The sequence below is a fragment of the Roseateles sp. GW821-FHT09H10 genome (assembly GCF_059415865.1).
The window spans coordinates 573883-587658 of the sequence record NZ_JBWKOB010000003.1 but is presented as its reverse complement, the minus strand read 5'-3'; the positions used below and the strand labels follow the sequence as shown (position 1 = coordinate 587658).

General features: G+C 70.8%; 14 protein-coding genes. 10 read left to right on the top strand and 4 right to left on the bottom strand.

Annotated elements, in window-relative coordinates; all coding sequences use genetic code 11:
• Positions 1 to 30 precede the first annotated feature (30 nt).
• Genes AC07OY_RS18285 through AC07OY_RS18270 form a run of 4 tightly spaced genes read left to right on the top strand, consistent with a single transcriptional unit; the run spans position 31 to position 3767 of the window.
• On the top strand, positions 31 to 1551 hold the full coding sequence (locus tag AC07OY_RS18285; protein WP_495044032.1) for a methyl-accepting chemotaxis protein: 1521 nt from the start codon (positions 31 to 33) through the stop codon (positions 1549 to 1551).
• 44 nt (positions 1552 to 1595) lie between these two features.
• Positions 1596 to 2699 carry a GTP 3',8-cyclase MoaA gene (gene moaA / locus AC07OY_RS18280; protein ID WP_495044031.1) on the top strand — a complete coding sequence of 368 codons (1104 nt, stop codon included), beginning with the start codon at positions 1596 to 1598 and terminating at the stop codon, positions 2697 to 2699.
• Positions 2692 to 3246: a molybdenum cofactor guanylyltransferase MobA gene (gene mobA / locus AC07OY_RS18275; RefSeq protein WP_495044030.1), complete on the top strand. Its 555-nt coding sequence runs from the start codon at positions 2692 to 2694 to the stop codon at positions 3244 to 3246. Before moaA ends, mobA begins: the two co-directional genes overlap by 8 nt.
• A gap of 20 nt (positions 3247 to 3266) precedes the next feature.
• Positions 3267 to 3767, top strand: coding sequence for a GNAT family N-acetyltransferase (locus AC07OY_RS18270; protein WP_495044029.1), 501 nt, complete (start codon positions 3267 to 3269; stop codon positions 3765 to 3767).
• Here the strand turns inward: AC07OY_RS18270 and AC07OY_RS18265 are convergent.
• Entirely contained in the window at positions 3753 to 4358 is a 606-nt protein-coding gene (locus AC07OY_RS18265) for a YceI family protein (RefSeq protein ID WP_495044028.1), read from the bottom strand. The two genes, AC07OY_RS18270 and AC07OY_RS18265, sit on opposite strands and share 15 nt — an antisense overlap.
• Before the next feature lie 102 nt (positions 4359 to 4460).
• On the opposite strand from AC07OY_RS18265, the gene AC07OY_RS18260 reads away from it, so the two are divergent.
• The 6 genes from AC07OY_RS18260 (at position 4461) to AC07OY_RS18235 (ending at position 9182) form a co-directional block, all read left to right on the top strand.
• Positions 4461 to 5000: an Mpo1 family 2-hydroxy fatty acid dioxygenase gene (locus AC07OY_RS18260; protein ID WP_495044027.1), complete on the top strand. Its 540-nt coding sequence runs from the start codon at positions 4461 to 4463 to the stop codon at positions 4998 to 5000.
• A gap of 12 nt (positions 5001 to 5012) precedes the next feature.
• Complete coding sequence (locus AC07OY_RS18255) at positions 5013 to 6026, top strand: 2-dehydropantoate 2-reductase (RefSeq protein ID WP_495044026.1); 1014 nt, start codon at positions 5013 to 5015, stop codon at positions 6024 to 6026.
• Positions 6027 to 6112: 86 nt separating this feature from the next.
• Positions 6113 to 6691, top strand: a complete 579-nt coding sequence (locus AC07OY_RS18250) for a cysteine hydrolase family protein (protein ID WP_495044025.1) — start codon at positions 6113 to 6115, stop codon at positions 6689 to 6691.
• Entirely contained in the window at positions 6684 to 7661 is a 978-nt protein-coding gene (locus AC07OY_RS18245) for a GlxA family transcriptional regulator (RefSeq protein ID WP_495044024.1), read from the top strand. Before AC07OY_RS18250 ends, AC07OY_RS18245 begins: the two co-directional genes overlap by 8 nt.
• Positions 7662 to 7805: 144 nt before the next feature.
• Positions 7806 to 8051, top strand: coding sequence for a hypothetical protein (locus tag AC07OY_RS18240; RefSeq protein WP_495044023.1), 246 nt, complete (start codon positions 7806 to 7808; stop codon positions 8049 to 8051).
• Between the two features lie 75 nt (positions 8052 to 8126).
• Positions 8127 to 9182: a DUF5694 domain-containing protein gene (locus AC07OY_RS18235; RefSeq protein WP_495044022.1), complete on the top strand. Its 1056-nt coding sequence runs from the start codon at positions 8127 to 8129 to the stop codon at positions 9180 to 9182.
• On the opposite strand, the gene AC07OY_RS18230 is transcribed toward AC07OY_RS18235, so the two are convergent.
• From AC07OY_RS18230 to AC07OY_RS18220, 3 genes are all read right to left on the bottom strand, one after another.
• Complete coding sequence (locus tag AC07OY_RS18230) at positions 9179 to 10312, bottom strand: serine hydrolase domain-containing protein (protein ID WP_495044021.1); 1134 nt, start codon at positions 10310 to 10312, stop codon at positions 9179 to 9181. The genes AC07OY_RS18235 and AC07OY_RS18230 overlap by 4 nt on opposite strands.
• 21 nt (positions 10313 to 10333) lie before the next feature.
• Positions 10334 to 12499 carry a TonB-dependent receptor gene (locus tag AC07OY_RS18225; RefSeq protein ID WP_495044020.1) on the bottom strand — a complete coding sequence of 722 codons (2166 nt, stop codon included), beginning with the start codon at positions 12497 to 12499 and terminating at the stop codon, positions 10334 to 10336.
• A 118-nt stretch (positions 12500 to 12617) separates the two neighbouring features.
• Entirely contained in the window at positions 12618 to 13628 is a 1011-nt protein-coding gene (locus tag AC07OY_RS18220) for a helix-turn-helix transcriptional regulator (protein WP_495044019.1), read from the bottom strand.
• Positions 13629 to 13776: the final 148 nt, after the last annotated feature.

Here is a 13776-nt window from a genome sequence, read left to right as displayed (position 1 = left end):
TAGGATGAGTCAGATCTTCGAGGAGGCTCCATGAAGCTGCGTACCCGCATGATGCTGCTCTGCGCCGTCACCCTGCTGGGCATGGCCATCCTGGCCGGCGTTGCCCTGACAACCCTGCGCGGCACGATGATGGAGAGCCGGGTGGCGCAGTTGTCCACGCTGGTGAAACTGGCCCACGCGGCTGCCGAGAAGGGGCATGCGCTGGAGCAGGAAGGCAAGCTCACACGCGAGCAGGCCCAGGCCGAGGTCAAGCGGGCCATCGGCAGCTTCCATCGCGACGATCTCTACTTCTTCGTGCGCGGCTACAGCGACGACGTGAACCTCGTGCACCCCAACCCCAAGCGCGTCGGCATCGTCGACGCCAAGGGCGGCAAGGAAGCCGGCGAACGCTACCGGGCCGCCTTGCAGGGCACGACCATCGGCACCGTCATCGCCAAGGGCACGCGCCCGGGCAGCAAGGAGGAGGTCGAGAAGCTCTACGCCGTCATCAAGTTCGTGCCCTGGGACTGGACCATCGGCTTCGGCGACTACATCGACGACATCGACCAGGCCTTCTGGCGCAACACCGCCATCCTGCTCGCCATCGGCGCCGTGCTGATGCTGGTGGTGACCGGCCTGGTGTGGGCCGCGGTGCGCCAGCTGATGGGCCAGCTCGGCGGCGAGCCGCAGTACGCGGCCGAAGTCGTCGGCCGCATCGCCGAGGGAGACCTGGGCACCGAGGTCAAGCTGCAGGCGGGCGACCAGGGCAGCGTGCTGCACGCCATCCGCGCCATGCGCGACAACCTCGCCGCCCTGGTCGGCCAGGTGCGCCAGGCCAGCGACTCCATCAGCACCGCCTCGGCCCAGATCGCAGCCGGCAACGGCGACCTGTCGAGCCGCACCGAGGCCCAGGCCAGCTCGCTGCAGCAGACCGCGGCGTCGATGGAGGAGCTGACCTCCACCGTGCAGCAGAACGCGCAGAACGCCTCGCAGGCCGACGAGCTGGCCCGCCAAGCCTCCGAGGTGGTGCGCAAGGGTGGCGCCATGGTCGACCAGGTGGTCGGCACCATGGGCTCCATCGAAACCTCGTCGCGCAAGATCGTCGACATCATCGGCGTCATCGATGGCATCGCCTTCCAGACCAACATCCTGGCGCTGAACGCCGCCGTCGAGGCCGCTCGCGCCGGCGAGCAGGGCCGCGGCTTCGCGGTCGTGGCCGCCGAGGTGCGTTCGCTGGCCCAGCGCAGCGCCGCGGCGGCGCGCGAGATCAAGGGCTTGATCGACGACTCGGTGGCCAAGGTCAGCACCGGCTCCAGCCAGGTTGAACAGGCCGGCACGACCATCCGCGAGGTCGTCGGCAGCGTGCAGCGCGTCAGCACCGTCATTGGCGAGATCAGCACGGCCAGCCGCGAGCAAGGCGCCGGCATCGCCCAGATCAACACCAGCGTGGCCGAGATGGACCGCAGCACGCAGCAGAACTCGGCCCTGGTGGAAGAGGCCCTGGCCGCCGCCGAATCGCTGCGCCAGCAGGCGGAGGCGCTCTCCCTCACGGTCAGTCGCTTCCGGCTCTGACCCCACGGGGCGGCGGGTTGGCGCCGAGCGGTGAAAATGGCCGCATGAGCGCCCCCACGGCCCCTCTCGTCTTCCACCCGCCACCGCCCCGCAGGGTGGCGCTGCCGCCGTTGGCCTCCGGCCCGCTGGCGGACCGCCTGGGCCGGCCGCTGCGCGATCTGCGCATCTCGGTGACCGACCGCTGCAATTTCCGCTGCGGCTACTGCATGCCCAAGCAGGTCTTCGACAAGCACCACGAATTCCTGCCCCACGCCGATCTCCTCAGCTTCGAGGAGATCACGCGGCTGGCCCGGGTCTTCGTCGGCCTGGGCGTCGAAAAACTGCGCATCACCGGCGGCGAGCCGACGCTGCGCCGCGGCCTGGACACGCTGATCGGCATGCTGGCCGGCCTGCGCACGCCCGACGGCCGCGAGCTGGACCTGACGCTGACGACCAATGGCTCCACCCTGGTCAAGAAGGCCGCCGGCCTGAAAGCCGCCGGCCTGAATCGCCTGACCGTCAGTCTGGACGGACTGGACGACGCCGTCTTCCAGCGCATGAACGACGTCGGCTTCCCGGTGGCGGAAGTGCTGGACGGCATCCTTGCGGCCCAGGCTGCCGGCCTCGGGCCGATCAAGGTCAATATGGTGGTGCAGCGCGGCGTCAACGACGACCAGATCCTGGCCATGGCCCGCCATTTCAGGCACAGCGGCGTGGTGCTGCGCTTCATCGAATACATGGACGTCGGCGCCACCAACGGCTGGCGCATGGACCAGGTGCTGCCGAGCGCCGAGGTGCAGCGCCGCATCGCCGCCGAGTTCCCGCTGACGCCGCTGTCGCACAGCGCGCCCGGCGAGACCGCCGAGCGCTGGGCCTATCCCGATGGCGGCGGCGAGGTCGGCTTCATCTCCTCGGTCACGCAGGCCTTCTGCGGCGACTGCAACCGCGCCCGGCTGTCGACCGAGGGGCGGCTCTACACCTGTCTGTTCGCTCACCGCGGGCATGATCTGCGCGGGCTGCTGCGTGGTGAGGAGGCCGTGGACGACGGCCAGCTGGCCAGCGCCATCGCTGGCGTCTGGGGCGCTCGCGAAGACCGCTATTCCCAGCTGCGCGGCACGGCCGCCGCAACGGCCGAACCGCGCGTCGAGATGCACTACATCGGTGGTTGAACTCCACGCCCTGATCCTCGCCGGCGGCCGCGGCAGCCGCATGGGGGGCGTGGACAAGGGCTTGCAACTGCTGGAGGGCCGGCCGCTGGCAGTCCACGTCATCGAGCGCCTGGCTCCACAGGCCCGGCACCTCCTCATCAGCGCCAACCGCAATCTCGACAGCTACGCCGCCCTCGGCCACCCCGTGCTGGCCGACCCGCCCGGCCTCGAGTTCGCCGGTCCGCTGGCCGGCATGCTGGCCGGCCTGGAAGCCATTCCCGACGACGCCTGGCTGCTGACGGCCCCCTGCGACTGCCCTCGCCTGCCTCTCGATCTTGCCCAGCGCCTGCTTGCCGCCGCCGAGCCACATGGCCTGGCCTTTGCCCAAGCCGCGCGCGAGCACCCCACCCATGCCCTGCTGCACACCCGCCTGCGTGAACCGCTCAGGGCCCATCTGGCCACCGCTGGTCGGGCCGTGCTCGGCTGGATGCGCAGCCGGCCGCATGGCGTCGCACACTTCGACGACGAAGCCCAGTTTGCCAACCTGAACCTTCTCGCCGACCTGTGATCGAAGCCCAGATCCGCCCCATGCTCGAGCCCGACCTGCTCGCCTACAAGGCGCTGCGGGACGCGATGCTGGCCGGCCATCCCGAGGCCTTCACGTCGGACGCCGAGACCGAGGGCCAGCGCGACCTGTCCAGCTACCGCAACCGCCTGGCCGGTGGCAGCAACGGCGCCACGCTGTTCACGCTGGTGGCCCTGGACGACGCCCGCCTCGTCGGCGCCATCACCTGCGAGCGCGAGCCTCGTCTGAAGGTCCAGCACATCGCCCACCTGATCGGCATGATGGTGTCGGACACCCATCGCGGCCGCGGCATCGGCAAGGCCCTGCTCATCGCCGCCATCGCCAAGCTCAAGGCCACGCCCGGCCTGGCCCAGGTGACGCTGAGCGTCACGTCCACCAACCGCTCGGCCATCGGCCTGTACGAGAGCCAAGGCTTTGTGCGCTACGGCTGCCTGCCGGACGCGATCCGGCTCAAGGATGGCCGCAGCCTGTCCAAGGACTTGATGCGGCTAAGGCTGGACTAGCTCGAACTGCACGACGAGGGTGTCCTGCACGGCCAGCAGCCCGCCGAGTACGGTGAAGGGCTGGATGCCGAAATCGCTCTGCCGCACCACGACCTCGCCGCGCGCCCGCTGGCCCTCCACCTCGACGACCAACCACTGGCGCCGCGACACGCCGTGCAGCGTGATCTCGGCCTCGACGGCACGCCGACTGCCCTCGCCCAGCTGCTGCAGCGTGCGCACGACGACCTCGGGATGGGCGGCGGCGTCCAACGCCTTCAGCAGATTGGCTCGCGTGCCGGCACGCGCCTCGTCGTCCACGGCGCTGGCAAATGCCGGCCCGAGGCGCTCGCGCAGCACGGGCGGGTCGATGTCCAGGGCATCCAGCCGAAACCGCAGCGTCGGCCCGGCTGCGGCCCAGTCGACGCTCAGCTTCCCGGCGCGCAGCACATGGTTGTGTCCCAGGCGCGCCGCCGTGCCGCCGCGAAAAACGAGGACGCGCAACTCGTTGCCCGCTGCCAGGGTGGGTGCCGTGACGGGTGGCGAGCTGGCGCAGCCGGCCAAGGTGGCCAGGGTCGCCAGCAGTAAAAGACGTCGCTTTGCTGTCGTATGCACGCTCAAGTCGGGGGTTTTCCGCGGGGTTTTGTAAGCCGGTGCACAACGCTGCCGCGTTGCGCTGGACTAGCATAGCCACCATCCTCCTCAACGGAGCCCACCATGGCCAGCCTGTTCCGCCCCGCCCTCGACCTGATGGCGCAATACGCGGCGTACCACCGCGACCGTCGCAACATCGCGACCCACTTCGTCGGCATTCCCCTCATCGTCTTCGCCATCAGCGTGCTGCTGGCGCGCGCCGAGTTCTCGGTGGGCGACGCGCCCATGAACGCGGCCATCATCCTGTGGGGCCTCAGCGCGCTCTGGTATCTGACACGCGGCAATCTCGTGCTCGGCGCCGCCACGGCCATCGTCAATGGCCTGCTGACCGCCCTGGCCATGATCGCGGCCCAGGGCTCGATGACGAGCTGGCTGGTCATCGGCGTCGGCAGCTTCGTCGTCGGCTGGGTCTTCCAGTTCATCGGCCATTACTACGAAGGCAAGAAGCCCGCCTTTGTCGACGACCTCGTCGGCCTGCTGGTCGGCCCGATGTTCGTCGTCGGCGAGGCCATGTTCATGTTGGGCTGGGGCCGCCCCTTGCTGGCCGAGATCGAGAAGCGCGTGGGACCCACCCACCTGCGCGACCTGGCCCACCCCGTCTGATCCTCTGACACGATGACCGGCGTTCTTGTCATGGGCGCCGGCTCCGTCGGCTGCTTTGTCGGCGGCCTGACCCAACTGGCGGGCGTGCCCGTCCACTTTGTCGGCCGCCCGCGCGTGCTGGCCGCCTTGCGCAAGCAGGGCCTGCGCCTGACCGACCAGGATGGCCTGGACCGCCACGTCCCGCCGCTGGACCTGCGCCTGCACGAGGAGCCGCCGGTCGGCCTCAAGCCCGACCTGGTGCTGCTGTGCGTGAAGTCCGGCGCCACCGTCGAGGCCGCCACGGCCCTGGGCCTGACCCTGCCGCTGGGCACGCCCGTCGTCAGCCTGCAGAACGGCATCGCCAATGCCGACACCGCCCGCCAGGCGGCGCCGCAGCTGCACTGGCATGCGGGCATGGTGCCCTACAACGTCGCCGAGGTCGGCCCCGGCCACTACCACCGCGGCACCGCCGGCGCGCTGGCGGCCGAAGGCAATCCCGACGACCTCGCCCTGGCCGCCTGGCAGACGGCCCTGGCCCGCATCGGCATGGGGCTGGAGCTGCATGCCGACCTGGCCCCCGTGCAATGGGGCAAGCTGCTGCTCAACCTCAACAACCCGGTCAACGCCCTGTCTGGCCGCCCGCTGCGCGACGAACTGCTGCAGCGCGGCTATCGGCGCGCCCTGGCGGCCCTGCAGGAAGAGGCCCTGGACCTGCTGGACGCCGCACTGACGCCCGTGGCCCAGCTGACGCCGTTGCCGCCGCGCCGGCTCATCACGCTGCTGCGCATGCCCAACTTCGTCTTCCAGCTGGCGGCCGCCCGCATGCTGCGCATCGACGCCAAGGCCCGCTCCAGCATGGCCGACGACCTGGCCCAGGGCCGCACGACCGAGATCGACGCCCTGTGCGGCGAGGTCGTCCGCCTGGGTCGCAGCGTGGGCCGCGGCGCGCCGCTGAACCTGCGCATGCAGGGCCTGGTGCGCGACTGGTCCAAGCGCCGCCTGCCTTATTCTCCGGACGAGCTGCTGCTCGCCCTGGGACTGTCCTGATTTGATCCATCTCCGTCTGCCAGCGCGTGGCGACGGATGCCTGAAGGCGAAACACTGGAGGCCTCAACAACGCCACGAGGCCCGCCATGACCACCGCCCTCATCGTCATCGACGTCCAGCACTCCTTCACCCAGCGCCCCAGCTTCGAGACCGACGGCCTGCCCGCCTATCTGGCCGCCCAGAACCGCCTCATCGAGGGCTTCGAGGCCGCCGGCCTGCCCATCGTCCGTGTCTTCCATGTGCAGCCCGACGCAACCGGCGCCGACCCCTTCAGCCTGGAAAGCGGCCATGTGCGCCCGCTCGAAGGCCTGCGCGACTTCAAGGCTGAGCTGACCGTGCACAAGACGCGCCACAGCGCCCTGGTCGGCAGCGGCCTGGATGTCTGGCTCACGCAAAACGGCATCCGCCAACTCGTCATCAGCGGCATCCGCACCGAACAATGCTGCGAGACGACGACCCGCCACGCCAGCGACCTCGGCTGGGAAGTCATCTACGTGCCCGAGGCGACACTCACCTTCACCATGCAACACCCCGACGGCTCGCCGCTGACACCCGCCCAGCTCCGCGCCCGCACCGCCGCCGTGCTGGACGGCCGCTTCGCCCGCGTGATGGGCGCCGAGGCCGCGCTGCAGGCCGTCACTGACAAGGAAGCCGCTCTTGCCTGAACCCCTACAGGTTGTCTTCGTCCTGCAGGACGACAGCCTCGTCCTCGACTGGGCCGGGCCGGCCGAGGCCCTGCGCCTGGCCAGCCTGGAGATCGCCGAACTGAAGCTGGACGCGGTCCCCTTTGCCTTGCGCTTCGTCGGCACGCGCAGCGAGTCCACGGGCTCGGTCGGCATCCGGCTGCAGGCCCTCGAACCGCTGCCGGACGCGCTGCCCGATGGAAGCTGGATCGTGCTGGTGGGCCGCACCTCGGCGGCCGAGGCGAAGTCGCAGGCGTCCCGGCGCGAGCTGATCGCCTGGCTGTCTCGCCTCGCGCCCGGCCGGCCGGGCCTGCGCCTGGTGACGGTCTGCTCGGGCACCCTGCTGGCGGCCCAGGCCGGCCTGCTGGCCGGCCGCCGCGCCACCACCCACCACCATCATCTGGACGACCTCGCCCGGCTAGAGCCGCGCTGCACGGTGCTGCAGGACCGCGTCTTCGTGCAGGACGGCGAGGTCTTCACCAGCGCCGGCGTGACGGCCGGCATCGACCTGGCCCTGCACCTGATCGCCGCTCATGCCGGCGAGCTGGTGGCCGCCCGTGTCGCCGAGCAGATGGCCGTGGCGCTGCGTCGCGGCCCGGCCGATCCCCAGCTGTCGCCACTGCTGGCCCACCGCCAGCATCTCAATGCCCGCCTGCACCGCCTGCAGGATGCCCTCAGCGTCGCCCCGGCCGATGACTGGCCGCTGGAGCGCATGGCCGAGCTGGCCGCGACGACGCCACGCACGCTGAGCCGGATGTTCGCCCAGCACGCCGGCACCTCTCCCCAGGCGTATCTGCGCGGCGTGCGCCTGGCCGTAGCCAAGCGCTCCCTGGAGGCCGGCGCCAGCGTCGCGGCTGCCAGCGAGGCCGGCGGCTTCAGCTCCGAGCTGCAGCTGCGCCGCGCCTGGGCGGCGGTGGGCTGGCCCGGCACGCCGTCCAGCGCGCGCCGCTGACGGCGGTTCGCTGCGGCTCCCGCTTCGTCCGGCGGAATTGCAGTTCATCCGGCCGCGCCGGCAATTCATCGCCTGCCACTCGCGGCGCCCGGGGTCAGTGACGAAACTGCAATCACTGACACAGCAAACCACCCGGAGCCCACCATGAACACCGCCGCCAAGACCTTCATCGCCGCCATCGCTTCCGTCTCCGCCGCTGCCGCCATCGGCGTCGGCCTGGCAGACCGCACGAGCGCCCCGGCCACCGAGATCGTCAAGCTGGAGCGCGTGGTCATCGTCGGCAAGCGTGCGGACGCCACCACCGTCGCGCATCTGCCGCGCGTCGTCATCGAAGGCCGCCGCGACACCACGACGCTGGCCGCCGCGCAGTCGCCGGTCTGGCTCGTCTGAGCCCCGCGCTGCCGTCAGTCAACGCACCCGCCGCTGGCGGGTTTTCTTTTGCCCTCAACGCCCCGAGATCACCGAATGCGTCAACTGAAGAAGACATGGATGTGGAGCCTGGCCCTGGCCCTGCCGCTGGCGGCCCAGGCCCAGGTCAACCTGAAGCTGGATCGCGGCATGACCGGACCGCGGGCCCAGGTGCTGGTGCTGGGCACCGTGCACCTGAGCGAACTGCCCGAGGGCTTCGACCCGGCCCGGCTGCAGGGCGTCCTCGACAAGCTCGCGGCCTTCAGGCCCGACGTCATCACCATCGAGGCGATGACGGGCGAGGAATGCGACCTCGCCGCCCGCCACCCGACGCGCCATGGCAGCGACTACTGCCCCAGCACCGAGGTGGCCCGCAAGTCCACCGGGCTGGAGGTGCCGGCCGCCATCGCCGAAGCCGAGAAGCTGCTGGCGGACTGGCCCGCGGCGCCGACGGCCGCGCAACGCCGCCACCTGGCCTCGCGACTGCTGGCGGCCAACGACCGCGCCTCGGCCTATGTCCAATGGCTGCAGTTGCCCGAGGCAGAGCGCAAGGCCGGCGATGGCCTGGACGCGCCCCTGGTGCAGCTGCTGGGCAAGATTGCCACGCACCGCAACGAGAACTACATGATCGCCGCCCGCCTGGCCGCGCGGCTGGGCCTGCAGCGGGTCTACGCCACCGACAACCACACGGGTGACAACGTGCGGGTCAAGGACGAAGCCAGCTTCGGCCGCGAGGTGCAGGCCGCATGGGCGGCCGGCCGCGCCGGGCTGGATGAGCTGGAGAAGAAGACGGCCGCGCTCAAGCAGACCGCCGACCTGCTGCCCCTGTACCGCTATGTGAACGAGCCCGGCTACCAGCAGGTGACGGCCGACGTGAACGTCAAGGCGACGTTGGGCGCCAAGTCCAGGGACGGCTATCCGCAGATGTGGGTGGCAGGCTGGGAGATCCGCAACCTGCGCATGGTGGCCAACATCCTCGAGACCTTCCGCGAACGGCCCGGTGCGCGCGTGCTGTCCGTCGTGGGCGCCTCCCACAAGCCCTGGTTCGACCACTGGCTGGGGCAGATGCAGGGCGTGGACATGGCTGATGCCCTGCAGGTCCTGAAGCCCTAGCAGCCGTAAAGGGCCTGCACCAGCACCGCCGCATTCGGCCCGCCGACGACGCCGGGCGCCATGCGGTTCATCATGTAGGCGAGGCAGATGCGCCTCTCCACGTCCACCAGCACCAGCGAGCCGCCCCAGCCGCCCCAGAAGCAGATGCGCTGCTCGGGGATGAAGGGCAGCGTGGCCGGCTCGGGCAGGCCATAGCCCATGCCCATGCACAGGGGCACGCCGAGCACGAGGTCGATGCCGCGCGCCTGCACGTCGAAGATGCGATCCACCGTCTGCGGCTTGAGCCAGCGCCGGCCCGCCAGCAGGCCCTCGCAGGCGACGATGGACTGCAGCTGGGCCACCGAGCGCGCATTGCCATGGCCGTTGGCCGCACCGATGTCGGCCCGGCACCAGTCTTCGCGATGGCTGTAGGCCGCATCGGGCGCGGGGTTGGCCAGCGTCCTCACCATGGGGCTGGCCGGATCCAGGCCGGCCAGGTCGACGATCTCGGGCGGCGGCGGCACGACGCGGGCGACGCGGCCGTCGTGCTCGGGCGGCAGGCCGATGTGGAAATCGATGCCCAGCGGACCCGTCAGCTCGCTGGCCAGGAACGCGCCGGTCTTCTGCCCGGTGATGCGACGGATCAGCTCGCCGACCAGATGGCCGTAGTTCAGCGCGTGATAACCCGAGGCGCTGCCCGGCGTCCACCACGGCGACTGGGCCGCCAGCAGGGCCGTGCTGCGCTCCCAGTCACAGAGGTCGCCCATGCCCATGGGCTGCTCCCAGCCGCTGACGCCCGAGGTGTGGCCCAGCACATCGCGCACCAGGATGCCGCTCTTGCCGTTGGCCGCGAACTCGGGCCAGTAGGCAGCCACCGGCGCGTCCAGGTCCAGTTCGCCCTGGTCGGCCAGCAGCAGGGCGCACAGCGAGGTCATGGTCTTGGTCGTGGACCAGACGTGGGTCAGCGTGTTGCGGTCCCAGGGCCGGGTGCGCGCCTCGTCGCACCAGCCGCCCCAGTGGTCGAGCACCAGCTCGCCCTCGACGGTCAGGGCCAGCGAGGCGCCCAGGTCGTCGCCGCGCTCGAACAGCGCGTCAAAGGCATGGGCGAGCGGCTCCCAGCGGGCCTGGTGGTGGCCCAGCAGATGTTTCATGGGGATCTCCTGGCGAAGGAATCAGAAGTCGTAGCTGGCGCCGACGGCGAACTGGCGCGGCGGCGTCCAGGTGACCTGGCGGGCCGCGCCGAGCAAGGGCGAAGCGATGCTCATGCTGGTCAGGGCCGTCGTGTCGCCGGCGTTGCGCACATGGGCCCAGAGCTTCCAGGGCCCGGCCGCAGGGCGCAGCGTGGCGCTCAGGTTGAGCAGGCCGTAGGCGCCCTGCATGGCGTCCGGCGTGTTGAACTCGGTGAAATAGAAGCGGCTGCGCCAGCTGTAGTCGGCCCGCAGCGTGGCGCGCAGATCGCCGACGCTGCCGGCCCATTCGGCGCCCAGCGTCACTTGCTGCTTGGACGCCTGCGCCAGCTGGCGGCCGCGCACATTCACCGGCGTCGTCGGCGCATTGCGCAGGTCGACGTTGGTGAAGTCGGTGTACTTGGGGTCCATCAGGCCGAGGCCGATGGACAGCGTCAGCGGCGCGACGGGCTTGACCGCCGCCTCGATCTCGGCGCCGGCGATGCGGGCCGCTGAGGCATTGGCCAGCAGCGTCGTGGCCTGGCCGACCTGGGAGACCTGCATGTCCTTGTAGCGGCTGCTGAAGACGGCCGCGCTGAACACGCCGCGGCGCTGCAGGAACTCGGTCTTGAAGCCCAGCTCGATGCTGCTGACCTTCTCCGGCTTGACCAGATCGGGCTGCAGGGCGCCGAGGTTGACGCCCCCCGACTTGAAGCCATGCGCCCAGCGCGCATAGGCGAGCGTCCCGGCGGCCGGCTTGTATTCGATGCCGATGCTGCCCGGCGTGCTGGTCCAGCCGTCGCTGGGGTGGCCGGTGCCGGCCAGGCCGAAGGCGGCGATGTTCTGGTATTCGTCGGCACTCTTCTTGTCGCGGTTGACGCGCAGGCCGGCCAGCAGCGACCACCGCGGGTTCAGCGTGTAGCGCAGGTCGGCATAGGCGGCGCTGGAGCGGGTGTGCACGGTGCCGCCGAGCAGGAAGCCGACACCGCCCGGGAAGGGCACGGTCATGGGCGCGCCGGGCACGATGAAGCCCAGCGGCACCTGGGTCAGGATGCTGATGTCCTGGCTCTGGTCGAACTGCAGGGCCGTGACGCCGACCAGCCATTGCAGCGGGCTGGCCTCGTCCGAGGCGAGATGGACGTCGACGCTCTTGTCGGTGCTGCCGGTCACGAAACCCGAGGTCGTGACGGCCGCCTCGGTGGTGTCGCTGTCCCAGAGGCGGTCGACCTTGCTGCGCCGCCAGCTGGCAGACGCACTCAGCGTGTTGCTGCCGACTGGCATCTCCAGCAGGGCCTGGGCCGTGTTGACATCGACGCGGTTGCTCGAGTCCTGGCTCTTGACGACGCGCGGGTCGCTGCTCTGCGTGACGCCGTACAGCAGCACCGGGATGGACACCGGATCGGGCAGCACCGGCACGCTCATGCCGGCGTTGTGCTCGCGGTAGTGGCCGGCGACAAAGCGCAGCGTACCGTTGCCACCGAGGCTGGATTGCAGCTGGGCGCGCAAGGCGCGGCTGGACTGGTCGTCCAGGCGCCGCGGCCCCTCGGCCAGCGGGTTGCGGGTGTAGCCGTTGGCCTCCTTGACCTGGTAGGACAGCCGCCCTTCCAGCCCCTGCGCCAGCGGGCCCGAGACGAAGCCTTCGCTTTCGCGCCGCCTGTCGCTGCCCAGCAGCAGGCCCAGCCGGGACTGGAAGCTGCTGGTCGGCAGGGCCGAGATGATGTTGACCGCGCCGCCGGTGGCATTGCGCCCGTAGAGAGCGCCTTGCGGGCCGCGCAGGATCTCGACGCGCTGGGTGTCGAAGAGTGCGGTGTTGGAGCTGGTCTGGTCGGACACATAGGCGCCGTCGCTGTACAGCGCCACGCCGGGGTCGCCACCGGCCAGGATGAAGACATTGCCGATGCCGCGGATGAAGAGCTGGGTGGCGCCCTGCCCGTTGGTCACCGCGGTGTTGGGGCTGAGCATGACGAGGTCGGCCAGGCCCGTGTCGCCGCGCTCGGCCAGGCGGGCGCCATTCAGGGCCGTGATGGCGGCGGGCGTGGTGTCCAGCACGGTCACGCGGCGCTCGGCCGTGATGACGACGCGCTCGATCTGCTGGGTGGTCTCGGGGGCGGACTGGGCGGCGGCCAGCGTGGATGCGACGGCCAGCGCGATGGGGCTGAGTCTTGTCTTCATGCTCTGTCTCCGGTCGCCGCGTCTAGGTGGCGGCGTGCAGGCATGGTCGCGAGCGGCGCATTGGCCGGCTATGGCGAATCGGCAGCGCGATGTGCCGAATCGGAACTTCGGCGCGAGCTCAGCGCCGGCTGAGGGTCTGGCTGGGCGATTCGCCGAAGCGCTCGCGGTAGCGGGCCGCGAAGCTGCCGAGCTGCCAGAAGCCCCATTGCGCGGCCACGGAGGTCACCGTGACGCCGGGTGCCGCCGTGCGCAGATCCTCGCGCGCGCGATCCAGCCGGTACTGCTGCAGATAGCGCTGCGGCGACACGCCGAAGTGGCGCTCGAAGCCGCGCGCCAGGGCCCGCACACCGACGCCGGCGGCCTCGGCGATGTCGGCCACCGAAGGCGCCTCGGCCGCATGGGCGTGGATGTAGTCGCGCGCTCGCCGCGTCGACAGCGGCAGGGCGGCCGGCGCATCCAGGCCACGGGTGTAGCTGTTGGGCCAGGCCAGCAGCAACTCGAACAGGGCGGCGTCGCGCAGGCTGGTCTCCAGGCGCTGGGCCGCCGCATGCGGATAGGCCGGCGTGGCCGCCAGATGGCCCAGCACCCGCAGCAGGGCCGCCACCGGCGCGCCGCCGGCGCCGCAGTGGTCGGCAAAGCGCAGCGGGTGGGCCAGGTCGGAGCCGAGCAGGCTGCGGCAGGCGCTGCCCATGTCGGCGTCGTCGACGCGCAGGTTCAGCAATTCCATGTCGCCGGACATCTCCAGCCCATGGATCTCGTCCGGCGCGATGACGCCGGCGTCGCCCGCGCCATAGAGCTCGCGGTCACCGCTGCGCCAGACCTCGCCCTGGCGCAGATAGGAGAACACCCAGTGCCCGTGGGCGCGCGGCATGGCCATGCGGGTGGAGGTGCCATAGCGCACCTCGCCCAGGTGCAGCCGGGCGAACTCGGCGCCGCGCAGCTTCAGCGCCAGCGTGGTCTCGTCCTGCACGCGCAGCGCATGTGGGCCATAGACACCGCAGAGCACGGCCTGGGCTTCGTCGGGGTTGCTCGTCTCGCAGACCGACACCAGGCGCGAATTGCTCAGGGCCGCATCGACCTCGGCGCCCTGCAGAGGGTGTTCGGCGCTGACTGCGGCGATGGGCTGCATGGCCGGGTTGTAGGTCAATTCCCGGGCCGCCGCCATCCGGGCGCTTGCGGGCGCGCCACAGTCACCCCCGGGACAGGGGCCGGGCCGCGCCCCGGCTAGCGGCGCCCATACCGCAAGTAAAACCGAACTGTCGCTCAGGCCGCGGCTG